Source organism: Nocardia bovistercoris (genome assembly GCF_015674855.1).
Taxonomy (GTDB): Bacteria; Actinomycetota; Actinomycetes; order Mycobacteriales; family Mycobacteriaceae; genus Nocardia; species Nocardia bovistercoris.
Map to the genome: position 1 here is coordinate 164,986 of NZ_JADMLG010000009.1, position 23,122 is coordinate 188,107.

General features: G+C 67.7%; 19 protein-coding genes. 7 read left to right on the forward strand and 12 right to left on the reverse strand.

Going from position 1 to position 23,122, the window contains the following annotated elements:
- Positions 1-191: 191 nt before the first annotated feature.
- The 3 genes from IT779_RS22290 to IT779_RS22300 form a co-directional block, all read right to left on the reverse strand.
- Entirely contained in the window at positions 192-2,213 is a 2,022-nt protein-coding gene (locus IT779_RS22290; protein WP_196151328.1) for an arabinofuranosyltransferase, read from the reverse strand.
- Positions 2,214-2,459: 246 nt separating this feature from the next.
- On the reverse strand, positions 2,460-3,239 hold the full coding sequence (locus tag IT779_RS22295) for a decaprenylphospho-beta-D-erythro-pentofuranosid-2-ulose 2-reductase (RefSeq protein ID WP_196151329.1): 780 nt from the start codon (positions 3,237-3,239) through the stop codon (positions 2,460-2,462).
- Positions 3,236-4,684, reverse strand: coding sequence for an FAD-binding oxidoreductase (locus IT779_RS22300; protein ID WP_232541978.1), 1,449 nt, complete (start codon positions 4,682-4,684; stop codon positions 3,236-3,238). Before IT779_RS22300 ends, IT779_RS22295 begins: the two co-directional genes overlap by 4 nt.
- Before the next feature lie 173 nt (positions 4,685-4,857).
- Between IT779_RS22300 and IT779_RS37230 the strand changes: the two genes are divergently transcribed.
- Entirely contained in the window at positions 4,858-5,295 is a 438-nt protein-coding gene (locus tag IT779_RS37230; protein WP_232542001.1) for a GtrA family protein, read from the forward strand.
- A 4-nt stretch (positions 5,296-5,299) separates the two neighbouring features.
- Here IT779_RS37230 and IT779_RS22310 read toward each other — a convergent pair whose 3' ends face one another.
- The 3 genes from IT779_RS22310 to IT779_RS22320 form a co-directional block, all read right to left on the reverse strand.
- Positions 5,300-5,938, reverse strand: coding sequence for a pyridoxamine 5'-phosphate oxidase family protein (locus IT779_RS22310; RefSeq protein WP_196151330.1), 639 nt, complete (start codon positions 5,936-5,938; stop codon positions 5,300-5,302).
- Between the two features lie 227 nt (positions 5,939-6,165).
- Positions 6,166-8,367 (reverse strand): molybdopterin-dependent oxidoreductase, encoded by a 2,202-nt coding sequence (locus IT779_RS22315; RefSeq protein ID WP_196151331.1) that lies wholly within the window; start codon positions 8,365-8,367, stop codon positions 6,166-6,168.
- A 198-nt stretch (positions 8,368-8,565) separates the two neighbouring features.
- Positions 8,566-9,075, reverse strand: a complete 510-nt coding sequence (locus IT779_RS22320) for a hypothetical protein (RefSeq protein WP_196151332.1) — start codon at positions 9,073-9,075, stop codon at positions 8,566-8,568.
- 630 nt (positions 9,076-9,705) lie between these two features.
- Here IT779_RS22320 and IT779_RS22325 point away from each other — a divergent pair.
- Positions 9,706-10,563 carry a helix-turn-helix domain-containing protein gene (locus IT779_RS22325; RefSeq protein ID WP_196151333.1) on the forward strand — a complete coding sequence of 286 codons (858 nt, stop codon included), beginning with the start codon at positions 9,706-9,708 and terminating at the stop codon, positions 10,561-10,563.
- On the opposite strand, the gene IT779_RS22330 is transcribed toward IT779_RS22325, so the two are convergent.
- Positions 10,560-10,979 carry a MarR family winged helix-turn-helix transcriptional regulator gene (locus tag IT779_RS22330; protein WP_196151334.1) on the reverse strand — a complete coding sequence of 140 codons (420 nt, stop codon included), beginning with the start codon at positions 10,977-10,979 and terminating at the stop codon, positions 10,560-10,562. The two genes, IT779_RS22325 and IT779_RS22330, sit on opposite strands and share 4 nt — an antisense overlap.
- 85 nt (positions 10,980-11,064) lie before the next feature.
- On the opposite strand from IT779_RS22330, the gene IT779_RS22335 reads away from it, so the two are divergent.
- Positions 11,065-12,525 (forward strand): MFS transporter, encoded by a 1,461-nt coding sequence (locus IT779_RS22335; protein WP_196151335.1) that lies wholly within the window; start codon positions 11,065-11,067, stop codon positions 12,523-12,525.
- 94 nt (positions 12,526-12,619) lie between these two features.
- Here the strand turns inward: IT779_RS22335 and IT779_RS22340 are convergent, their stop codons facing one another.
- On the reverse strand, positions 12,620-13,174 hold the full coding sequence (locus IT779_RS22340) for a dTDP-4-dehydrorhamnose 3,5-epimerase family protein (protein WP_196151336.1): 555 nt from the start codon (positions 13,172-13,174) through the stop codon (positions 12,620-12,622).
- A 2-nt stretch (positions 13,175-13,176) separates the two neighbouring features.
- Entirely contained in the window at positions 13,177-14,049 is an 873-nt protein-coding gene (rfbA, locus tag IT779_RS22345) for a glucose-1-phosphate thymidylyltransferase RfbA (protein ID WP_196151337.1), read from the reverse strand.
- Between the two features lie 265 nt (positions 14,050-14,314).
- On the opposite strand from rfbA, the gene IT779_RS22350 reads away from it, so the two are divergent.
- Entirely contained in the window at positions 14,315-15,307 is a 993-nt protein-coding gene (locus IT779_RS22350) for an alpha/beta hydrolase (protein ID WP_196151338.1), read from the forward strand.
- Between the two features lie 192 nt (positions 15,308-15,499).
- Here the strand turns inward: IT779_RS22350 and IT779_RS22355 are convergent, their stop codons facing one another.
- The gene (locus IT779_RS22355) at positions 15,500-16,213 is read right to left on the reverse strand and encodes a hypothetical protein (protein WP_196151339.1); all 714 of its coding nucleotides are present in this window, start codon (positions 16,211-16,213) and stop codon (positions 15,500-15,502) included.
- Between the two features lie 305 nt (positions 16,214-16,518).
- Here IT779_RS22355 and rfbB point away from each other — a divergent pair, with 305 nt between their 5' ends.
- The gene (rfbB, locus tag IT779_RS22360; protein ID WP_196151340.1) at positions 16,519-17,532 is read left to right on the forward strand and encodes a dTDP-glucose 4,6-dehydratase; all 1,014 of its coding nucleotides are present in this window, start codon (positions 16,519-16,521) and stop codon (positions 17,530-17,532) included.
- A 7-nt stretch (positions 17,533-17,539) separates the two neighbouring features.
- Here the strand turns inward: rfbB and IT779_RS22365 are convergent, their stop codons facing one another.
- Positions 17,540-19,216 carry a DUF2142 domain-containing protein gene (locus tag IT779_RS22365; protein WP_332838911.1) on the reverse strand — a complete coding sequence of 559 codons (1,677 nt, stop codon included), beginning with the start codon at positions 19,214-19,216 and terminating at the stop codon, positions 17,540-17,542.
- The gene (locus IT779_RS22370) at positions 19,213-20,193 is read right to left on the reverse strand and encodes a glycosyltransferase (RefSeq protein WP_196151341.1); all 981 of its coding nucleotides are present in this window, start codon (positions 20,191-20,193) and stop codon (positions 19,213-19,215) included. The genes IT779_RS22365 and IT779_RS22370 overlap by 4 nt, the downstream gene beginning before the upstream one ends.
- 269 nt (positions 20,194-20,462) lie before the next feature.
- On the opposite strand from IT779_RS22370, the gene IT779_RS22375 reads away from it, so the two are divergent.
- Both IT779_RS22375 and IT779_RS22380 read left to right on the forward strand, forming a co-directional pair.
- Complete coding sequence (locus tag IT779_RS22375) at positions 20,463-20,990, forward strand: GtrA family protein (RefSeq protein ID WP_332838912.1); 528 nt, start codon at positions 20,463-20,465, stop codon at positions 20,988-20,990.
- Positions 20,991-21,216: 226 nt separating this feature from the next.
- Positions 21,217-23,115 carry a glycosyltransferase gene (locus tag IT779_RS22380; RefSeq protein ID WP_196151342.1) on the forward strand — a complete coding sequence of 633 codons (1,899 nt, stop codon included), beginning with the start codon at positions 21,217-21,219 and terminating at the stop codon, positions 23,113-23,115.
- Positions 23,116-23,122 lie beyond the last annotated feature (7 nt).

Here is a 23,122-nt window from a genome sequence, read left to right on the forward strand (position 1 = left end):
CGAACCAGCCCACACTAGGCCCGGTCGGTGTGAACCGCGATCGAAGCGACTGGGAGTGAGAGTGAGCCGGCAATTGCTCTCAGGAGTAGCCGAATCGTCGCTGTCTCAATCCGTGATCTCACCCACCGGCGACCCGGCGAGACCGCAAGGAACCCGGCTCGGCCGCAGCCGCCTCCGGACCGGAGCGGGTGTCAGCGCGTGACCGTGACCAGCGTGAACGGACCGATATCGGTGACGGTGAATGCCGGATCGGCGAACAGCCGCGCGGGGAACGCGACGGTGTAGCGCTTCACATTCGGATCGTTCGGATAGACGTCCTCGGCCAGCCGCAGCGTGTAGGTGTCACCGCTGCGGCGGAACAGGAACGCGTCGGGACCGCGCCACGGCGTCGCGTCGAGCGCGGCGCGCAACTGCGCCGGGGTATCGAGCTTGCTCCAGTCCTTTATGGTCGCGGCCCGACCAGCGAAGTCGGCGAGTGGATTCGCGTAGTGCGAGGTCAGCGCCTGGAATCCGAAGTAGGGGTAGAAGGAGAGGAAGCTGGTGTCGGCGGTGAGCAGCACCGTCTCGTCGCGCGGGCGGCCGGTCTTCGCCAGCAGTTGGGCGTCGATCTCGCGGTAGTGCCAGACCGCCGATTCCTTGCCGCGATCACCGCGTTTCCCGTCGCCGTCGGTGTCGGTGTACGCGGTGGTGATCTCGGGTTCGAGCACGTGCGGAATGTCCTGGGCGAAGGCAAGCGCGCCGACGAGTGCGATCACCGCCGCGGCGACTCGGAACCGCTCCGGCTCGTTGAACGCCTGGTAGGCGGCGCGCGCGCCCTCCACGAAGCCGAACGCGCCCGCCGCGGCGAGCAGTACGAGCAGGGGGGCTTCGAGTCGGAAGGACAGCAGGGTGGTGCCCGCCGCGGTCGCCAGCATCGACAGCAGCGTCCACAGGTAGATCGCCACCACGCCGATGCCGATGGCCTGTGCCCGCCGCGACGATCCGGCGCGCACGACCAGCCAGATCGTCCCGATCAGGCACAACCCGCCGAGCAGGGAGAACTCCGCCATCGGCAGTGGCAGTTCGGCGCCGGAACGCGGCAGGTAATGCAGTGCGGTGCCCGAGCGAGGCGTACTCGAATCCAGCGACTTCAGCAGGTACGGCAACCACACGATGGCGGCGAGTGCGCCCGCGATCACGCCGATCACGGCCGTGCGCAGCACCGGCGGCAGCACGGCCCGCCACACCGACCCGTTCGCCTCGGTGCGCCCGCGCGCGGCCCGGATCGCCTGCCGCCGTTCGCGTATCGCGTAGGCCGCCGAGATCAGGCCCATGAGGGCGATCGCGAACGCGGCGACCAGGAAGTACAGCGTGTAGAAGGTCGCGCCGAGTCCGAGGAAGCAGCCCGCGCCGACCACCGCGCCCCAACCGCCCGCCGTCGACGGCGCGCCGCCCCACACGCCGGGTTCGGCGGGACGGTGGATCGCGCCCCAGGCCAACACGAGTGCGGGCGGCAGCAGCAGCACGATCACCGCGCTGTAAGCCTCGGGCGCGGCGAAGGTGACGCCGACGGCGGTGGTGGCGGCCGTCACCGCGACCGCCCAGTCCGCGCGGATCAGCCGCGTCCACAGCACCAGCGCGAGCACGGCGGCCACCGCGAGCGACCCGATCGCGTACGGCTTGAACACCTCCCAGCCGTCCATGCCGAGCACGTTGGCGACCCGTCCGCCGAACCAGAACCAGCCCGCCGGGTACAGCGGCGGCAGATCCGCGTACGTCATATCGCGCAGCGCGGGACTGTCGGTGAGTCGCGTCAGGTATTCGGTGCGGAACTCCTGATCCACCGAGATCCCGAACAGGTACAACTTGGTGGCCGCGAGCGGCATGCCGAGCGTGACCGTGACGAATGTCGAAATGCCGACCCAGGACAGCAGTTTCGCCACCAACGGCCGACGCCGCAGCCGCAGCAGCGTGATCGAGGCGACCAGCATGACCGCCGCCGCCACCTGCCCGACGGTGGTCAGCGCCCTGGTGACATTCGAGGAGTTGAACGCGGGCCAGTCGACCAGCGAGAACGCGAACAGCCCGACCGCCGCGACGGCGACCGCGACGAGGCAGGCCAGAACGGCCTCGCCGAGCCCTGACCCGAGATGCCTGCCGACGGCGCGCAGGCGCGCACCCGACGGCGTCGGCGCGGCGGTCGCGGGCGGCGCTTCGGCGGTGTCGACGCTCATCCGCGCACCGCTCCGAGCCGTCGCGCGACCTCGTCCGTCACGGACTCCCGATGATCCGGGAGCCCGGTGGGGATCGGTCCGACTACTCGCATTACGCCTCCGGTTCGCTGCTCGGCTCCGACTCGTGCTGACCGCGAGAGCGCAGCCGCGACCGATGGTAACCGTGCCCCGCGACGCGCGAGCCGCACCGGCTCCCGTCTACGCGGGGACCGGTGCGGCTCGGACGCGATGATCAGGTGGTGACGATCAGATCGGCAGGCGGCGGAAGATGGGGCGCGGGATGTGGCGCAGGACCATCATCACGTAGCGGAAGATCCCCGGCGCCCAGATCAGTTCCTTACCGCGTTCGGAAGCCGCCACCGCGAGCGCGGCGACCTCTTCCTTGTCCACGGTGAACGGCGCTTCCTTGGCGCCGGTCGCCTTCCAGTGCGCGAGCGTGGTCGAGGTGCGCACCTGGCCCGGTCGGATCACCAGCACGCGCGGGCCGAACGGCCGCAGCGCCTCGCCGAGACCGAGGTAGAACCCGTCGAGACCGGCCTTGGTCGACCCGTACACGAAGTTGGAGCGGCGCACCCGTTCACCGGCCGCCGAGGACATGGCGATGATCCGCCCGTATCCCTGCGCCTTCATCTTCTCGCCGATCAGCACGCCGACCGACACGGCGGCGGTGTAGTTGATCTCGGCGATCTGCACGGCCTTGCGCTGGTTCTGCCACAGTTCCTCGGCGTCGCCGAGCAGCCCGAACGCCACGATCGCGACGTCGACGTCGCCGGTGTCCCAGGCCGCGTCGACGACCTTGGGGTGGCTGCCGCTGTCGAGTGCGTCGAAATCGATGACCTCGACCGAGGCCGCGCCCGCCGCGTTCATCTGCGCGACGGCGCCGTCGCGCAGCGGATCGTTCGGCAGGGTCGCGAGGATGACGCGGGCGGGTCCCTTCTTCAGGTACTCCGCGCAAATCGCGAGGCCGATCTCCGAGGTTCCGCCCAGCAGCAGCAGGGTCTGCGGGTTACCTACGGCATTGATCACTGAAGCTCCAGCCTTCTCGCCATATCGGACATGAATACGCCTGTGGGATCGACACTTCGGCGGATCTTGATCCACTCGCCGATCCGGGGGTACATCTGGTGGAAGGCCTCGGCGGTGGTCCGCGAGTCCTTCCCGGTGTAGAGCCTGCCGCCGAATTCAAGGACGCGGCGGTCGAGTTCGGTGACGAACTCGTTGAGCCCGGCCTTTATCGGGAAATCGAGGCAGACGTTCCAGCCCGGCATCGGGAAGCTCAGCGGCGCCTGATTGCCCTCGCCGAAATACTTGAACACGTTCAGGAACGAGTAGTGCCCGCTGCTCTGCACGTCGACGAGGATCTGCTTGAACTCCTGCACCGCTTCCGGCGGCACCACGAACTGGTACTGCAGGAAGCCGCGCGACCCGTAGGCGCGGTTCCATTCGCCGAGCATGTCGAGCGGATGGTAGAAGGCCGTGAGGTTCTGCGGCTTCTGCCGGTAGGTGGCGCCCTTGCGGTACCAGACCTCGGTGGCCAGCGCGAAGGTCCGCTTGTTCAGCAGGCCGTTCGGGAACACGTCGGGGAAGGTCAGGAACGTCTTGCCGGTGAAGTCGAGCGGGTTCTTCCTGAGTTTCTTCGGCAGCTGGTCAAGGGTGGCCAGCGAACCGCGCGAGATCACCGCGCGCCCGAGTGCGGGCATCGGGCTCATCGCGTCGAACCATGCCGAGCTGTACTCGTAGCGGTCCTCGGAGCCGTCGCTGTGGAAGGCGATGGTTTCGTCGAGGCCCGCGGTGACGTCGCCGTCGGCGATGAAGTACGCCGTCTCGGTCGGCGTCATCTCGATGGTGGCGCGCAGGATGATGCCGGTGAGTCCGCAGCCGCCGACGGTGGCCCAGAACAGTTTGGCGTTGCGCTTGGGGGTGATGTGCTGCACCGTGCCGTCGGCGGTGAGCAGCTCCATCGACCGCACGTGGTTGCCGAAGCTGCCCGCGCTGTGATGGTTCTTGCCGTGGATGTCGGAGCCGATGGCGCCGCCGACGGTGACCTGGCGGGTGCCGGGCAGCACCGGCACCCAGAGGCCGAACGGCAGCGCGGCCTTCATGAGCTGGTCGAGGTTCACACCCGCGTCCACGTCGACGAGCCGGGTGTCCCGGTCGATGCGGTGGATCTTGTCCAGCGCCGTCATGTCGACGACGAGGCCGCCCGCGTTCTGCGCGTTGTCGCCGTAGGAGCGACCGAGTCCGCGGGCGATGACGCCGCGACGCAGGTGGGCTGGCTTGCCGTCGTTGTCCTCGGCGACCATGGCCACGGCCTTGGCGATGACTTCCGGATCCGGGGTCGACAGAACTTCGGCGGAGGTTGCGGCGGTGCGACCCCATCCGGTCAACTCACGGTGTCGCGTTGGTAGGGCGTACGCGGACCCGTTGTCGTCACCGGTTGTCGTGGTGGGGGTCGAAACTTTCGTGGACATCGGCATAGAGGCTACAGGTATCGATGAATTACGGACCGTCCTCACCATCCTCGCTCGTATCGGATCGCTCGGTTCCCGTTAAGCTCGTCGCCGTGCACGCCGAATCCCGCCTCCCGCTGCCGACCGAACCGCTCCCGGTCCAGGCGCGGCCCGACGCGGGTGAAGGAGACGTTCTGTCCACTCAGCCGTTCGCGAGCATCCCGCCCGACGAGGCGCGCGCCGACCTCGACCTGAAGACCCAGATCATCCGTTTCACGGTCACCGGCGGCCTGTCGGCGGTGGTCGACTTCGGGCTGTATCTGCTGCTCAGGAATGTCCTCGGGCTGCCGACCAGCGGCGCGAAGGCGATCAGCTTCGTGGCGGGCACCACGACGGCGTACCTGATCAACCGGCGCTGGACCTTCCAGGCGCCGCCGAGCCGCGCCAGATTCATCGCGGTGGTCGCGCTGTACGCGACGACGTTCGCGGTGCAGGTCGGCATCAATCAGCTGATGGTGAACGTCCTCGGCGACAAGGCGTGGCAGCTGACGCTGGCTTTCGTGGTCGCGCAGGGCACCGCGACCGTCATCAACTTCGTCGTGCAGCGGCTGGTGATCTTCAAACTCCGGTGAGCCTTCACCGCCCGCCGAAAGTGTGCAGCGCGGCGACGAGCCCTTCGCGGTCGGCTTTCGCGCCGAAGTAGTCGCCGCCCTTGGCGCGGGTGCTGTCGGTGCCCCATTCGCGGTTCTCGCGGGGCGCGGGCACCAGCCGCGGTATGTGTTTGCGGCAGTGGATGTATGCCTCCTCGACGCCGATCACCACCCACAGCCCGACCGTGCGGCCCTTGGTATTCGACGGCAGGTCGCCGACCCGTCCGCGCAGCGTCGCGTCCTCGACCACGCGCGCCGATCCGTTGACGTGCAGGCCGATCAGATCACGGACGAAATCCATGAGCAGGATTCCGATATGCGGGTTCTCCAGGATATTGCCCATACTGGCCATGACCCCGTTGCCGCGGAACTCGGGATATGCGATGGTCCGCTCGTCGATGACGTGCAGGAATCCGGGTTCGCCCGCGCGAAAACTGGTGTCGCATTCCCCGTGTTTATCGCTGGTCGCGATGAAGGCCATATCCATTCGCGCGATGAATTCGATCATCGTCGGGTTGAGGTGGTCGAGGACCTGGTCGGTGTAGAACCGTTCGGCCCGCTCGGTGCTGCCGTGTCTGTCCTGTAGTTCGTGTTCGCCGTCGCTGCCGTATCGTGTACCGGGCATGTGCGCCCCCTCTGGTAGCCGGAATCCCGGATAGCACGGGTTCCGTGTCGAACGGGTGAATCGACCACAATGTGCAGAGTTTAGGGGAGGGGCGCGCGGCGCCGAGGTGGAATCGTCATGGGGAATGAACCGTATTTCGGTTTGCCACATGAGTTTCCAGGTATTCGCCCATTCCGACCGATCGGAATTTTCCGGCCGATCGGAATGGGATTCGCGGTGCGCGAAGGTCATGCGGGGGTCAGGGTGACCGGCACGCCGTTGAACACCGCGTTGCCCGATGGCGCGTCGACCACCGAATCATCGGTCAGCACATTGGCGTTGACCCCGGCGTTGGCCTTGGCCACCGTCTGCGGACTCTCCTGGTGTCCCCAGCCGTGCGGCAGGCTCACCACACCCGGCATGATCGACTCGGTCGGCTCGACCGGCACGGTCACGACTCCCGCCGCGGATTTCACCACCGCCGTGCCGCCGAGGCCGAGCCGGAGCACATCGTCGGGATGCACCTGCAGCGTGCACCGATTCGTCCCGCTGACCAGCGTCGCGACATTGTGCATCCAACTGTTGTTGGACCGCAGGTGGCGGCGGCCGATCAAGACGAACTCGGGGGTGGCCTCGACCGCCTTGGCCCGTATCCGCGCGACCTCGGCGAGCAGTTGCGGCGGCGCGAGATCCACCCTGCGTGACGCGGTCAGCAGCACCTCGGGCAGGCGCGGGCGCAACGGTCCGAGGTCGAGGCCGTGCGGATTGTCCAGCAGCGCGCGCAGATTCAGGCCGCCGGGCACCCCGGAGTCGAGGCGCTCGGTATTCCATTCGCCGTATGCGCCGAGGCGAAGCATCATGTCGATGCGCTGTTCGGTGGTCGTCTCGCCGTGCAGGTCGGGACGGCGCTGCGCGAGCCCGGCCTTGGCCAGCGTGGTCGCGATGACCATCTCGTCCAGCGCGACCAGCGGGTCGTCGGTGTGCGGCAGCCCGGCGGCGATGGCGGCGAGGGTCGCGATCACCCGTGCCTCGGAGGGTTGATCGCCCAGCGGCACCAGCGGCGGCGAGTACCTCACGTAATTGCGCACCGCGAGCTGCAAGAGCGCGAAATCGTAGTGCGGGGACTGCAACGGACGCGGCGGCGGCAGGATCACGTCGGCGTGGCGCGTCGTCTCGTTCACGTAGCGGTCGACGCTGACCATGAATTCGAGACCGGCGAACGCGGCGGCCATCCGGTTGCCGCTCGGCGCTGACAGCACCGGATTGCCCGCCACCGTGATCATCGCCCTGACCTGCTGCCCGTCGCCGGGTGTCAGGATTTCGTCGGCGAGGGTCGCGACGGGCAGTTCGCCCATGGCCTCCGGCAGGCCGCGCACCCGGCTGCTCCAGCGTCCGGTGCGGAACGGTTTGGTGCGCACGATGCCCGCCGCCGCGGCCGAGGCGAACATCGCGCCGCCTGGCGCGTCGAGATTGCCGGTGAGGGTGTTCACCGCTTCGACCAGCCACTGTGTGACCGTGCCGAATTCGGCGGTGCAGGTACCGATGCGGGCGTAGACGGCGGCCGTCGGCGCGGCCGCGAGTTCGCGCGCGATCCGCGACACCGTCGCCGCCGGGATACCGGTGCGCGCCTGCACCACCTCGGGGGTGAAGCTCGCGGCGGCGGCGCGCAGCTCGTCGAGTCCGTCGACCTCGAGCCGGATATCGGTCAACTCTTCCTCGAACAGAGTCCGCACGATGCCGAACAGCAGGTAGGCGTCGCTGCCCGGCCGGATGAACAGGTGCTCGTCGGCGAGTTTCGCGGTGCGGGTCACCCGGGGGTCGACCACGACCAAACGGCCGCCGCGCGCACGCAACGCCTTGAGCCTGCCGGGGAAGTCGGGTGCGGTGCACAGCGATCCGTTGGATTCCAGCGGGTTGGCGCCGAGCATCAGCAGATAGTCGGTGCGATCCAGATCGGGTACCGGCATGAGGAGGGGGTCGCCGAACATCAGTCCGCTGGCGACTTGTTTCGGCATCTGGTCCGCGGTGCTGGCCGAGTACAGGTTCTTGGTGCCGACGGCGCGGACCAGGGCGGGCACGTAGAGCGCGCCCGCGACGGTGTGCGCGTTGGGATTGCCCAGATATACGCCGACCGACTGGTTCCCGTGGGTGGCGATCAGCTCGGGTAGTCGGCTCGCGATGTAGTCGTATGCCTCGTCCCAGGTGGCGGTGCGCCAGGTGTCGGTGGTCCGGTCCCGGATCAGCGGCGCGGTCACGCGATCCGGGTCCTCGTCGACGTGGCCGAGGCTGGCGCCCTTGGGGCAGATGAAGCCGCGGCTGAGCGGATCCTTCTTGTCGCCGCGCACGGAGGTCACGTGGTCGTTCGGGTCGAGGGTGATCGACAGTCCGCACACCGCCTCGCACAGCGGGCAGGTGCGCAGCAGATTACGGGCGGTGATGACATCGGCCATACCTCAATCATCGCGTGCGATGTTCTTTCGTCAACAGTGCCGGGACGAAAAAGACCGGTATCCGCGATCAGCGGATACCGGCCGCACCGGCGCGAGCCGGTGTTACTCGACGTGCGGTCGCCGACGGATGTCGGCAAGGGGGGACCGTGAACGCAGTGCCCGATCGCGAACGTCGAGGGGGCTGAAGCGTTCGGCCGGTCAGCAGGCGACGCTGGTGAGGGTGTCGCCGTTGCGGCGACGCGCCCGCGCGGCGGCGGAACGGACCGCGGCGGCGATGGCGACGACCGGAGGCAGCCAGCGGGCCTCGGCGGGGGAGACGCTCCACTGCGCCGCGCCCGCGGCGGAGATGTGGGTGGGCGGCAGCGCGATGCCCGCGCCGTCGGCATGCACGGTGACGCCGGCCTCGCGCAGCGCCTCGATGGCCATGGCCGCCTTGCGCAGGCCGGTGACCAGGTGGATCTCGCGACGCTCGGCGCCGGGGATCTCGATCACGGGGCCGGAGAGGTTGTTGGCGCGGAGGAAGCGGCGAACATCGCCTGCCAGCTTGCCGCTGACCTCGATACCCGCGACGTCCTCATCGGTGATCAGGCAGATCCCGTTGGCCGTTTCGGCGATCGTCCATCCGCGCGCGGTGTAGTCCTGCGCTGCGGCGGTCATCTCGGCCGCCGAGACGGAAGTCGGAAACGAGGTGCGCACTGTGTTCTCCATTCCCCGGTAGATCCTTGGGTCTGCGTTCACGGGGGGTATCGAACGAGGGTGGTCGTCGCGTTACGCGAGTTTCCAAAGAAATTTCGAACTGTATGGCTCGTCTCACAACGGGGGCCCGCATGTCGTTCGGCTATGACCGGCCGGTCAGTTCGTTTCATGCCTTCCGAGCTCGGGAAATCGGCCCGGTCGACGATCGCGGCGCGGCGGTTCGGCCGGTGCCCGGACGTGCGCTCGGCTCCGCGCGCTCGGCGGAACGGATCGGTGGTCCGCCTGCGAAGGCGCGCTGTCGGATGCGGCCGGAGTGGTCCGCCGTCCGGGAATCCTCGGGTCGGTCCGCGCCACGCGCGAAGGCGTCGATGTGGGTTTCCGGCGCGAGCGGCCTGCGTCCGCACGAAAAGCGACCGCACGGTGATCAACCTTGTTGTATTGCCGGGAAGTGGCTGACGCGAACCACATTGGCATGAGTGTGATGCTGACCTATCTGTGCCACCAAGTGTGCACTATGTCAGATCGCCTGTGAAACAATGCTGTCCGGGCGGCCGCCCGACAATCGCGGGCGCCGAGGGAAGCGTCGCGCCGGGGGTCTGGAGGAGTGCCGGGCCGAGTCGACGCATGGCGCGAGGGGGAAGCATGGCTTTACCGCACGGAACGACGGGTTCGACCATGCCGCGACGGCAACTGGGTCGCCACCTGCGCGAGTTGCGCAACCGCGCCAGGATGACCACGCGCACCGCGGCGCAGCGGCTCGAGTGGTCCGAGGCCAAGATCTGGCGTATCGAAACCGGGCAGACCTCGCTGCGCAGCCTCGACGTCGAGGCGATGTGCAAGGTCTACGACGCGCCGACCGATGTCGTCGGCACGCTGACGGCGCTGGCCCGCGAGACCAAGGCGCGCGGCTGGTGGACCGCCTACAGCGATGTCATCTCCGAGGGTTTCGACGTCTACGTCGGACTCGAGGAGGCGGCCAAGCGGGTGTCCACCTACGAGGACGCCATGATTCCCGGTCTGTTGCAGACCGAGTCGTATATGCGGGCCATGTACGCCGCGGGTCGCCCCGAGGCCACCACCGCCGAGATCGATCGCCGGGTGCGGTTCCGGATGGCGCGGCAGAACCTGCTCACCCGCGCCGGGACGCCGCTGCACATCGACGCGGTGCTCACCGAGGCGGCGTTGTGGCACGGCATCGGCGGCGTCGAGGTCGCCGACGCGCAGCGCGCGCACCTGCGCCGGATGTGCGACCTGCCGAACACCCGCATCCAGGTGGTGCCGACCGAGTCCGGCTACCACGACGGCCTGGATTCGGGTCGGTTCGTCCTGCTGGAGTTCCCCGAGGGCCGCATGGGCGAGCAGCCGGAGCCGCCGGTGGTCTACATCGAGGCGTTCACCGGTCCGGTCTACCTGGACAAGGACGCCGAGATCGAGCGCTACCGAAGGGCTCTCGCGAATATCAGGGCCGCCGCGGTGGACGCGCGCACGGTATTGGACTAGTCGGCCCGGACTCGGTCCCAGGTTTCGGCGAGTATCGCGCGATGGGTCGGCAGCGCCCGCGCGTGCACGGCCCTGCCCTCCTCGGTGGGGCAGACGAAGATGGCGCGGCGGTCGTCGACGCACATGCTGCGGTGCACGAGGCCGTCGCGCTCGAGCCGGGCCACCGCGCGGGAGAGCGCGCTCTGGCTGAGGTGGATGTCGCCCGCGAGATCGCTCATGCGGTAGTCGTCGCAGTTCGCGTCCATCAGCCGATCGAGGGTTTCGAATTCGCTGAGCCCGATGCCGTGCTGTCCTTGCAGCCCCTTCTCCAGGGCGCAGCTCACGGCGGCGTGTCGGTCGAGTAGTCGACGCCATTCGTCGACGCGTTCGGTCGGTGTGACCGTGCGTCGATCCGCCTGCGGTGCCGTCTTCGACATGGCGTCATCCTAGTCGGTCCGCCCAATCTATGCAATCACATTAAATGTGTTGGCATTTAATGCACGCGCAAGTAATGTCCTTCGCATGACATCACCGGCACCGCTGTCGGCCGCCGAGAAAGCGACCGATCCGACCATTTGGTCCGCCCGACTGTGGGGCATGCTGATAACCCTCTGCATAGTGCTGTTCCTCGACGGCCTCGACGTCTCGATGATCGGGGTCGCCCTCCCGTCCATCGGCGCCGAACTCGACCTGTCGACCTCGACCCTGCAATGGCTGGTCAGCGGCTACGTCCTCGGCTACGGCGGCCTGCTGCTGCTCGGCGGCCGCACCGCCGACCTGCTCGGCCGCCGCCGCGTCTTCCTCATCGCGCTGGCCGTCTTCGCCGTCGCCTCCCTGCTCGGCGGCCTGGTGACCTCGGGTCCGCTGCTCATCGCGACCCGCTTCGTCAAAGGCCTGGCCGCGGCCTTCACCGCGCCGACCGGCCTGTCCATCATCACCACCAACTTCGCCGAAGGTCCGGCGCGCAACAAGGCGCTGTCCATCTACACGGTGTTCGGTGCGGGCGGCTACTCCATGGGCCTGCTGTTCGGCGGGCTCATGACCGGCGTCGGCTGGCGTTGGACCTTCCTGCTCCCGGTGCCCATCGCGCTGGCCGCGCTGGCGGCCGCCTACGTGCTCGTTCCCAAGGACGACGGCGTCGCCGAAGGCGGCCACGACATCCTCGGTGCGCTGCTGTCGAGCGCGGGCATGCTGCTGCTGGTCTACACCGTGGTCAGCGCACCCGAGGCGGGCTGGGTCTCGGCGCGGACCATCGGCTCCTTCGCGCTGGTCGTCGCATTGTTCGCGGCCTTCGTCGCGGTGGAGAAGCGGGTCAGGTATCCGCTGATCCGCCTCGGTATCCTGCGTAAAGCCACGCTGGTGCGCGCCAGTCTGGCCATCATCGCGCTCGCGGGCTCGTACTTCAGCTGGCAGTTCGTCGTGACCATCTACCTGCAGGATTCACTCGGCTGGTCACCGCTGCGGCTGGCCATGGCGCTGCTGCCGGTCGGTGTACTCGTCGTCGCGTCGGTGTTCTTCTCCGATCGCCTGGTGGATCGCTTCGGCACCGGCCCGGTGATCGCGGTCACTCTCGCCGTCATGACCGTCGGCTATCTGCTGTTCCTCCGCTTGGACACCGCGCCGTCCTACCCGGCGATGCTGCTGCCCGCGATCCTGCTGATCGGCATCGGCTGGGTCGGTTTTCCCGCCATCAACATCCAGGCCACCGCAGGCATCGACGACGAGGAACAAGGACTGGCCGCGGGCGTGCTCCAGACCGCCATGCAGGTCGGCGCCGCCATCGTGCTCGCCGTCACCACCGCGGTCGTGACCTCGGGCGACGCCGTCGACACCTCGGCCGAAGGCATGCTCGAAACCTTCCGCCCCGGACTGGAATTCGTGACCGGCGTCGCCGCGGTGGGCGCGGTGGTCGCCCTGGCCGCCGTCCTGCCGCGCATCCGGCGGCAACGGAGGCGGGAACCCGAACTCGAACTCGTCGGCTGAGTCACTACACGGCTGGGCCGACCTGCGGGAATGCCACGCCCGGCGCATCGCGGGGCGTGGCATCCGGCTGTTCGGGCCTCCGGCAACGGGGCAATCAGGACGGGGCGAAGCGCGGGGCCGCGATGTCCTTCGGGGAGCGGACGAAGGTCAGCGCCGAGCCGTCGCGCCCGACGGTAGGCCAGTCGATGGCCAGTGCCGGATCGAACGCGTCGAGCTCGTGATCGAGTTCCGGGCTGTACTCCAGCGAGCACAGGTAGGTCACCGTCGACTCGTCCTCCAGCGCGAGGATCGCGTGGCCGAGGCCCTCGGACAGGAAGACCGAGCGCCGGTCGACATCGTCGAGCAGCACGCTGTCCCACCGCCCGAAGGTCGGTGAGTCGGGTCGCAGATCCACCACGACGTCGAGGAACGCGCCGCGCACACATGTCACGTATTTGGCCTGGCCCGGCGGGTCCTCGGTGTAGTGGATGCCGCGCAGCACACCGGCGGCCGAGGTCGAGCAGTTCACCTGGCACAGCTCGAACGGCCTGCCGGTGGCCTTCTCGAATTCCGAGGCCTTGAACGTTTCGGCGAAGGCGCCGCGCTCGTCGCGCAGGACCCGAGGGGTGACGACCCACGCGCCGGGCACCGCGAGTTCGCGAATATCCATGCTCACCAATCCCGTCCGCGCTCGAGCAGGTCGAGCAGGTAGCCGCCGTAGCCGGAACGTACCAGCGGTTCGGCGCGGGCGCGCAATTCCTCGTCGTCGATATACCCCATTCGCCAGGCGACTTCCTCCGGTACGCCGATCTTCAGTCCCTGCCGTTCCTCGATGGTGCGCACGTAGTTGGCGGCGTCGAGCAGCGAGTCGAAGGTGCCGGTGTCGAGCCAGGCGGTGCCGCGGGCGAGCACGTCCACCCGCAGCCTGCCCTGTTCCAGGTAGGCGCGGTTGATGTCGGTGATCTCGTATTCGCCGCGCGCGGACGGACGCAGCCCTCTGGCGATCTCGATGACGTCGTTGTCGTAGAAGTACAGCCCCGGAATCGCGTAGTTGGATCGGGGGATCTTCGGCTTCTCCTCGATCGATACCGCGCGCCCCTCGGTGAACTCGATGACGCCGTACGCGGAGGGATCGGAGACCCAGTAGGCGAATACCGCGCCGCCGTCGATGTCGGCGAACTGGTTCAGGCCGGTGCCGAGGCCGGGGCCGTGGAAGATGTTGTCGCCGAGGACGAGTGCCGCGTGTTCGCCGCCGATGTGGTCGGCGCCGAGGACGAAGGCGCGCGCGAGTCCGTCGGGTTCCGGCTGCACCACGTAGGTGATGGCGATGCCGAACTTGGCGCCGTCGCCGAGCAGCCGGGCGAAGGCCGCGGCGTCCTCGGGGGTGGTGATGACGAGGATGTCTCTGATGCCCGCCAGCATCAGTGTGGACAGTGGGTAGTAGACCATCGGTTTGTCGTAGACCGGGACCAGCTGTTTGCTCACCCCGCGCGTGATCGGGTGCAGCCGGGATCCGGTGCCGCCCGCCAAGATGATTCCGCGCATGCCGAGAAGTCTGCCAGTTCCGGCCCGCCGGGATTCGGTCAGGTTCCGACTGTCCTACGAATTCGTCACGACGGTCACGGAAGCGACGACTCCGAGCGATTCTGTTGCATAGATCACTCTATCGTGGTGTTCTGAACGGACGACCAATTGACGGGCGCCGTCCGGGAAGGACAACCCGTCGAGTGGCGTTGTACCTGATGTCAGCGCCGACATCACGCCGGGTGGGCCGGTCGGATGCGGCGCGCCTGGAAGAGGGTGATGCGCGATGAACGGCGAACCCCATGCGGTGATGAATCCACACGGGCCGAGCATTTCGGCGCGACTGCTCGCGGCGACCTGCCGCGGCCTGGTCCGCCCCGTGCTGCGCGCCGCGCCCATCACGCCGACGACCATCCCCTTCGGCGCCTTCGCCATCGACAACCTGGCCAGGCTGCGCCCGCGACCGCGCGGCGTCGACCGGGAACAGGTCACGCTCGACGGCTTCCGGATGGAGATCATCCGGCCATCGGGCGCCGGACGCGCACTGCGCCACGGCGCGCTGCTGTACATGCACGGCGGCGGATTCGCGATCTGCGGCCTTGAGACGCACCGGCCGGTGGCGGCCAGCCTCGCCAGGCGCACCGGGCTGCCGGTGGTGAACGTCGAGTACCGGCAGTTGCCCCGGCACAGCATCGGTCAGTCGGTGCAGGACTGCCTCACCGCCTACCGCTGGCTGCTCGGTCACGGCGCGGACCCGGCGCGGGTGGTCTTCGCGGGCGATTCCGCGGGCGGCTACCTCACCTTCGCGACCGCGCTGGCCGCGATCGAGTCCGGACTGCCGGTCCCCGCGGGCCTGATCGGCCTGAGCCCGCTGCTCGACCTGGACTACGTCGCCAAGGAGAGCTACGAATACGTCGCGAGCGACCCGTATATCCCCCTGACGGCGCTGCGCGCGGTCGCGCGGCTCGGCGCGGAGATCGACGGCGTGATCGACCCGATGCTCTCACCGGTCAACGGCGCACTGGCCGGACTGCCCCCGGTGCTGCTCATCGCCGCCGAGGAGGAGGTGCTGCGTTACGACTGCGAGCTCATGGCGCGGCGGCTGACGGCGGCGGGTGTGCCCAACACCGTGGAACTGTGGCGCGGGCAGGTGCACGCCTTCACGAGTATCGCGCCGAATCTGCCCGAAGCGCGGGCCGCCCTCGGTAGGGTGGCACGGTTCGTGCGCGAGGTCACCCCCAACGAGCAGGCTCCCACCGAGCAGGCCAGGACCGCGTAGTAGCCAGGACCGCGTAGACCGGTCCGCACGACGAGAACGGGCTCGGACGGCCTTGATCACGGTCGGCCGGACGAGTCGAACCCCGCCCCGATGATTCGGGGCGGGGTTCTCTCGTCTTGCTGTTCGGTTGTGCTCGGTGAGCTGCCGGGGGTCTACCGGCGAGCCACCGGGTTCACCGCGATCCGCTCGGAATTACTTGGCCGGGGCGGGCGGCGGCGCGGTGGTGGTCGCGATGTACTGGATCGCGGCGGCGATGGCGACCGGAGCGGTGATCAGGATCTGACCGATCAGGGTGCCGAGGAAGCCGATGGCGGCCATACCGCCGACGCAGCCGAGCGCGGCGGCCGGGATGAACGGGCCGAACAGGCCGACCAGGGTGGCCGAGGCGACGGTGGCGCCGACGATGCCGCCGAGGACACAGCCGATCGCCGCGCCGCTGATGCCACCGACCAGGGTGCCGATGGTGGCGCCGACGCTGATGGTGTCCTTCAGGCGGTTGAACGCGGCGAGCTCACGGTCGTACTCGTTCTTCCAGGGAGCCTGGTTCTCGTAAGGCAGGGCGACCGGCTTGTAGACGGCCTTGTCCACGTCGAGCTGCGGGGTGAGGGTGGCGGTGCGGCCCGAGATCTCCGCGGCGATCGGCAGTTCGTAGTCTTCGAGGCGGAACTTCAGTTCGGTGCCCGCGACGACGGTGCCGTTGTTGTCCTTGACCTTCAGGGTGTCGTTCTCGACGACGATCGAACCGGAGTCGATGGTGAAGATCGACTGGGTGTCGGTGGAGTGCGCGTTGACGCCGACCGGCTGGGCCGCGGCCGGCTCGGCCGGTGCCGCGTTGACGGTGCCCGCGGTGACGCCGAGCGCGGCGATCAGCAGCGCCGACGTGGCGGCGAATTTCCTCATCAGCATTTGTTTGGAACCTCGATGTGAAGCGTTCGGAGGGGACCTGACGATCGAAATCCAAACCAGCTAACGAGTGGTGAACCGCCTGTGACCGTTAATTCAATTTTTGTTCACCGTCGCGATGCTCGGCATGGTGGGTTTCTTGAAACCTGTGCTGCGAGCTGGGTTTTCTCCCAAAAATCAAACCGAGCGTCACGCTCTACCGGCAAGTAATGTGATGAAGGTCACGCCATCCGAACGGGGTCGAATTAACCGGTCGCGGTGCGGGACTTGGTAGCCGAAGTCCGATCCGTCCCACGTATGGTCGAGGGGTGCGATTGCTCGTAACCGGCGGCGCCGGGTTCATCGGTGCGAATTTTGTCCAGCGGACCGTCACCGAACGGCCCGACGCGACGGTAACCGTCCTCGACGCGCTGACCTACGCGGGCAATAAGAGATCCCTGGATCCGGTATCGGACCGCATCGATTTCGTGCACGGCGATATCGCCGATCTCGACCTCGTCGACGAACTCGTCAGCGGTGTCGACGCGGTCGTCCACTTCGCCGCCGAATCACACAACGACAACTCCCTCGCCGAACCGTGGCCGTTCGTGCAGACGAATATCGTCGGCACATATTCGCTGCTCCAGGCGGTGCGCAGGCACGAAGTGCGCTACCACCACGTGTCGACCGACGAGGTGTACGGCGATCTCGCTCCGGACGCACCCGCATTCACCGAGGCGACGCCCTACAACCCGTCGAGTCCGTATTCCGCTACCAAAGCCTCCAGCGACCTGTTGGTCCGCGCCTGGACCAGGTCTTTCGGCGTGCGCGCGACCATGTCGAACTGCAGTAACAACTACGGTCCCTATCAACACGTCGAGAAATTCATACCGCGCCAGATCACCAACCTCATCGACGGCGTGCGGCCGCGTCTGTACGGGGCCGGACATCAGGTGCGGGATTGGATTCACGTCGATGATCACAATCGCGCGGTATGGGACATCCTGGAGCGCGGGAGAATCGGACAAACATACCTTATCGGGGCAAATGGTGAACTCGACAACAAAACCGTCGTGCGCTTGATCCTGGAAGCATTCGACCGCGACCCCGACGATTTCGACCACGTCACCGACCGGCCGGGTCACGACCAGCGCTACGCGATCGACGCGACCCTGTTGCGCGACGAACTCGGCTGGATTCCGCGATTCGGAGATTTCCGCGCCGGACTCGCGGAGACCGTGCGCTGGTATCGGGACAACGAATCCTGGTGGCGCGATGCCAAAGCCGTCACCGAACACGCCTACGCGCAGGCCGGGGAACGCACACTCGATCCCGCCGAGTAATTCCGAATCAGCCCCACACGATGGCGTGATATTTGGCGACGGCGGCCACCAGGGCGACCGTGCTCGCCGCCACCACTGTGACGGCGGGACCCCTGGTCGGGGTCCTGCCCGCCGCATCGGAGAGCCGCAGCGGCATCCAGCGCAACACCACGGCAAGCCCCGTGATGGCCAGCGGGACGAAGTATCGGCCCTGCACGCCGTCGATGATGTAGTAGCCGACCGGGGTGAACGACATGTAGAGCGTCACATAGATCATCGCGACGCTGGCCGCGAGCACCAGCGCCACCAGCATGGTTCGGCGCGTAGTGGCGGTCAGCGGGTTCATCCGGTCCGCGACGCCGACGCTCACCGCGAAGGCGAGCAGGCAGGCCAGCACCGACAGCGCGGGCACGTCGATGTAGGCGAAGCCGAGTTCGCCGAAGAACTGGGTGAACCAGCGCTGGTCGCGGTAGACGATGCTGTCGCCGAAGGTGGAGACGAATTTCGGCAGGTCGCCGAGGATTCCGCTCAACTGGTCGCCGGGGCGCACCGAATTCCACTGGTGCTGCGGGCGCATCAGGCCCATGCCGTCGCCGGTCGGGGCGGCGATCTTCATCCACACCGCGAAGGCCAGCGCGCCCGCGCCGGCGAACACCCACGGAATCCACCGGCGCAAGCCCGTGAAACCGAAGCGATCGGCCGGTACCACCACGACGAGCATGGCGAGCAGCACGTAGGTCGGCTTGCTCACCGGGAGCAGCAGGGTCGCGCCGAGCAGCGCCGCCGTCTCCGGCGCGCGCAGCCGCTCACCGAGGAACAGTGCCTTGACCAGTAGCGCCGAAACCATGATGGCGAGCGCGTTGGTGAGTGTGTCCGCGGTCACCGTGCCCGCCTGGAACACCGCGATCGGCAGCACAGCGACCGTGAACGCCAACCACTGCACCCGGTGCGCGCGCAACGCCCACAGCCCGAAACCGACGACCGCCAGATAGGCGAGTAGTCCGGCCAACCGCGTGAGCAGCACGAGCCCGCCGACATCGAGGCCGAACAGTTCCGCGAGCCGGATGCCGATCGCCGCGGGCACATACGGCACCGGCGAGTAGGCGGCGGTATTGGTGAACCAGACCGGCTCGGTGGCCTCGGAGACCTCCGCGCCCTTGAAACGGTCGTAGTCGCTCGGGTCGGCCACCATCGGATCGGGTTCTTCCGGATTGGTGGTGTAATCGCGCAGCGCGTAACCCATCAGGGTCGTCACGCTCACCGGAACGTCACCGCCGTAGGAGATTCCGCGATCGTCGGCGATGCGCTCGGGCAGTATGCCGCCGTGCGCGACCTGGTACGCGCGGCCGAACTGGGTGATCTCGTCGTGGCCCCAGAACGGCGGGGTGACCACGGCGAATACCGCGCCGAACACCCCCGCGACGACCGCGAAAGCCAGGGTGGCCGCGCCGAAACGCGCGATCAGCGGTGCGGCGACCCGGCGTAGGGAACCGCGAATGCCGGACTCGGCCATGGGATTCGACGTTTTCGCCGGTTCGACGTCCGCCGTCGCCTGCTCCGAGTGCGGGTGCGTGATGGGTCTCGGACTCACCTCGCCGCCGGTATCGGACTGCTCCGCACCGTCGGTGTGATTCTCGGTATCCGTCCGCGCCCCCGAGGAATTCGAGACGGAATCGCGGGCGGTGCGGTCGGCGGAGGTCGTCACCGCGCGATACCGCCCTCGGGCTCGTCGCCATCGCGCGCATCGTCGCCGCCGACCGCCGCGTAGCGCAGGTAGACCAGGCGCGCTGCCTCGTGCCGTGACCGGCGGATGCCGTCCAGGATCAGACCCGCCGTCCAAGCCAGGCTGCCGAGCAGCAGCAGGGTGAAACCGAGGAAAAGGGTGGGAAAGCGCGGCACTTCGCCGGTGTTGTAGAACTCGATCACGATCGGGATGGTGAGCACGATCGAGACCAGCCAGGCGAAGGTGCCCGCCAGACCGTAGAATGCGACCGGCCGTTCGTGCCTGGCCAATCCGAAGATCAGCGCCAGGATCTTGAAACCGTCGTGGTAGGTCCGCAGTTTCGACTCACTGCCCGCGGGCCGGTCCCGGAAGCCGACCGGAACCGCGGTCCTCGGCACCCGCAGATGCAGGGAATGCACGGTCAGTTCGGTTTCGATCTCGAACTCGCGCGACACCGCGGGGAAACTCTTGACGAATCGGCGCGAGAACACTCGGAAGCCGCTCAGCATATCCTCGACGTTCTCACCGAACACCTTGCCGACGACGCCGTTCAGAATCTTGTTGCCGCTTTCGTGACCCGCCCGATACGCGCTCGCGCCCTCGTCCTGCCTGCGCACGCCGAGTACGTGGTCGTAGGGGCCGTCGAGCAGGGTTTTGATCATCAGCGGCGCCGCGGACGCCTCGTAGGTGTCGTCGCCGTCGATCATCAGGTAGATGTCGGCATCGATGTCGGCGAAAGCGCGGCGCACCACATTGCCCTTGCCCTTGGTGTGCTCGTGGCGCACGATCGCGCCTGCCTCGCGGGCGCGTTCGGCGGTCCGGTCGGTGCTGAGGTTGTCGTAGACGTAGACGACGATTCCCGGCACGGCCGCCTGCAGGTCGGCGACGACCTTGGCGACCGCGGCCTCTTCGTTGTGGCACGGGACCACGGCGGCAATGCGAAGCTCGGTGGAGTCCACCCGGTCATTCCTCGATGTCGGCGGAGAAGGGGAACACCGGGAGGGTACAGGGCTGTCGGGTGGTGCGCTCATCCGGATCGTCCGGTCTCGGGCCGTATTCAGGCATGACCGAACCGCTGTCGTGACGTAGTCGCGACCGATGAACGCTGTCGTGACGTAGTCGCGACCGATGAACGCTGTCGTGACGTAGTCGCGACCGATGAACGCTGTCGTGACGTAGTCGCGACCGATGAGCACAGCCGCGGCGGCCGGTGGGGTACCGTCGCCCGGTGTCCTACCCCGAGCAGCCCGTGTCGGTTCCCGAACGGTCCGGCTCCGATTCCGCACCAGCCGAGTTCCCCGCCGCGCCGTCGGCGGTTCAGCGCCTGATCGCCGGTCTGCGGCAGGGCGCGGCGTTCCTGGTCGTCGGGTTGATCGGGCTCGGAGTCGACGCGGGCACATACAACCTGCTGGTGTTCTGGGGCGGCGAAGGTGTGCTTTATCACGCCCCGATTCCCGCCAAGATCATCGCCATCGCGGTCGCCACCGTGGTCACCTACTTCGGTAACAAGTGGTGGACCTTCGCGCACAAGCAGACCGACAATCCGGGCCGCGAATATCTGCTCTACGCGGTTTTCAATGTGGTGGCGATCGGATTGCAATTGGGTTGCCTCGGCTTCTCCCGCTACGTCCTCGACCTGGCCACGCCCTTCTGGGACAACTTCTTCGGCACTTTCATCGGCCAGGTCGTCGCGGTGGTCTTCCGTTACTGGGCGTACGGGAAATTCGTGTTCACCGGGAAAACGGAGCGTTCGTGAGATCGTGACCATTCGGTGTCGGCGCAGGATCGGGCGAGCCGCGCGGATCGCGCATACGCTGAACACAGTGCACGCGTGCGAGCTATGTCGTGGGGTGGCCGGTGCGTCCGGTTCATCCGGTTGCTGAGCGGGCAAGCCGGGACACGGATTGATATCCTCGGCCCGCCGCGAACGGTATCCAGGGGCGTGTGTGTCCCGTCGGCACAGTAAGGATTTCGAGGACTTCATGGAGCAGTCGGCTACTCAGGCCGTTACCGAACCGAACGATCACGCCGAAACCGCACCCGCCGCGTTGCGCGTAGATCACCGCGCGCCCGATCGGCTGGTGTTGCAGCGTGGCATCTTCACCGGACCGTCGGCCAAGATCAGCGACGAGCTGTACGCCGTCGCGAAGGGACGCGCACATCGGGAACGGTTGGCGCTGCGCCTGGAGAAGGGCGCGTCCGCGCACACCAACACCTACTTCGGTCGGTTCGCCGCCGCCTACTGGCAGCGTTGGACCACCGTCACCGAGGTGCGCACCACCATGGTGCTCGACGTGGCGGCCAAGGCGCGGGTGCGGCTGGTCGCCTCCGACATCGCGGGGCACCGGCGCATCATCGAGACCACCGAGGTGAACGCGAGCGGACCGGTCACCCTGACCGCGCCGCTCGACCAGTACGTCGACGGCGGCGCGCTGTGGCTCGAATTCGACGCCGTCGGCGGTGAGCTCGGCATCACCGAGCTGACCTGGACCTCGGTCGCCCCCGAACGGGTGCGCCCGGTGGCCATCGCCATCTGCACCTTCAACCGGGCCGCCGACTGCGCCGAGACGGTGGCCGCGCTGGCCTCCGACCCGACGGTGCTCGCCGCCATCGACGCCGTCTACGTCATCGATCAGGGCACCGACCTGGTGCGCGACCGGCCGCGCTACCGGGAGACCCAGCCGAGGCTCGGCGACAAACTCCGCTACATCCAGCAGCCGAACCTCGGCGGCGCGGGCGGCTTCACCCGCGGCCTCTACGAGGTGTCGGCGGTGAACGAACACGCCGACGTCATCCTCATGGACGACGACATCCTCTGCGAACCCGAGACGGTGCTGCGCCTCAACGCCTTCGCCAACTCCACCGTGGAACCCACCCTGGTCGGCGCGCAGATGCTGTTCCTGCTCAACCCCGACTACCTGAACGTCGGCGCCGAGGAAGTGCATCTGCACGAACTCAAACACGGTCAGCGGGTGGCCAAGGCGCTGCGCAACACCAGCATGCTGAAGAAGAATCAGGAACGGCGCGTCGACGCGGGCTACAACGCCTGGTGGACCTGCCTCATCCCGGCCGAGGTGGTGGCCGAGATCGGGCTGCCGTTGCCGATCTTCTTCCAGTGGGACGACGTCGAATACGGCATCCGCGCCAGGGAACACGGATTCGTGACCGTGACCCTGCCGAACGCCGCGGTCTGGCACGCCGACTTCTACTGGAAGGACTACGACGACTGGGCGCGCTACTTCAGCACCCGCAACTCGCTCATCGTCGGAGCGCTGCACGCCGACCTCGATGCCAAGTCCATCACCCGCGACCTGTTCCGCACCATGTCCGAACAGTTGGTCGCCATGCAGTACGGCCTTGTGCACACCACCCTGCAGGGCATCGAGGACTTCCTCGCAGGCCCGAAGGTGTTGCGCGACGGCGGAATCGCGGCGCTGTCCGCGGCGCGCACGAGTCGCGCCGACTACACCGAGACCGTCAAACATCCCGCGAGCACGCCGCCGGTGCCATCGGCGGACATCCAATTGCGCAGGGCGGGCGGTGAACCGAGTCGCGCGCTGCTTGTGCTCGTCAAGCGGGCCATCAACCAGTGGTTCGGGCGCACCCAGCACGGGCTGATCGGCGTCACCCGCGAGGACGCCTACTGGTGGCACGTGTCGCTGTTCGACCACGTGGTGGTCACCGACGCCTCGCAGTCGGGGGTGCGGGTGCGCAGGCGCGACAAGGCGCGGGCGCGGGCCTTGCTGCTGCGCATGGTTCGGGTGCTGCGCAGGCTGCGCCGGGAACTGCCGACGCTGCAGGGGCAGTACCGCGCGGCTGTGCCTGATCTCACCAGTCGCGCGAATTGGGAACGGCTGTACGGGATCGCGCAGCAGGACTGATCGCGCT

Excerpts from the sequence above, each read along its gene's own strand:
- IT779_RS22290 (WP_196151328.1), bottom strand. The coding sequence starts at position 2,213 with ATGAGCGTCGACACCGCCGAAGCGCCGCCCGCGACCGCCGCGCCGACG.
- IT779_RS22300 (WP_232541978.1), bottom strand. The coding sequence starts at position 4,684 with ATGTCCACGAAAGTTTCGACCCCCACCACGACAACCGGTGACGACAAC.
- IT779_RS22310 (WP_196151330.1), bottom strand. The coding sequence starts at position 5,938 with ATGCCCGGTACACGATACGGCAGCGACGGCGAACACGAACTACAGGAC.
- IT779_RS22315 (WP_196151331.1), bottom strand. The coding sequence starts at position 8,367 with ATGGCCGATGTCATCACCGCCCGTAATCTGCTGCGCACCTGCCCGCTG.
- IT779_RS22320 (WP_196151332.1), bottom strand. The coding sequence starts at position 9,075 with ATGGAGAACACAGTGCGCACCTCGTTTCCGACTTCCGTCTCGGCGGCC.
- IT779_RS22325 (WP_196151333.1), top strand. The coding sequence starts at position 9,706 with ATGGCTTTACCGCACGGAACGACGGGTTCGACCATGCCGCGACGGCAA.
- IT779_RS22330 (WP_196151334.1), bottom strand. The coding sequence starts at position 10,979 with ATGTCGAAGACGGCACCGCAGGCGGATCGACGCACGGTCACACCGACC.
- IT779_RS22335 (WP_196151335.1), top strand. The coding sequence starts at position 11,065 with ATGACATCACCGGCACCGCTGTCGGCCGCCGAGAAAGCGACCGATCCG.
- IT779_RS22340 (WP_196151336.1), bottom strand. The coding sequence starts at position 13,174 with ATGGATATTCGCGAACTCGCGGTGCCCGGCGCGTGGGTCGTCACCCCT.
- rfbA (WP_196151337.1), bottom strand. The coding sequence starts at position 14,049 with ATGCGCGGAATCATCTTGGCGGGCGGCACCGGATCCCGGCTGCACCCG.
- IT779_RS22350 (WP_196151338.1), top strand. The coding sequence starts at position 14,315 with ATGAACGGCGAACCCCATGCGGTGATGAATCCACACGGGCCGAGCATT.
- IT779_RS22355 (WP_196151339.1), bottom strand. The coding sequence starts at position 16,213 with ATGCTGATGAGGAAATTCGCCGCCACGTCGGCGCTGCTGATCGCCGCG.
- IT779_RS22380 (WP_196151342.1), top strand. The coding sequence starts at position 21,217 with ATGGAGCAGTCGGCTACTCAGGCCGTTACCGAACCGAACGATCACGCC.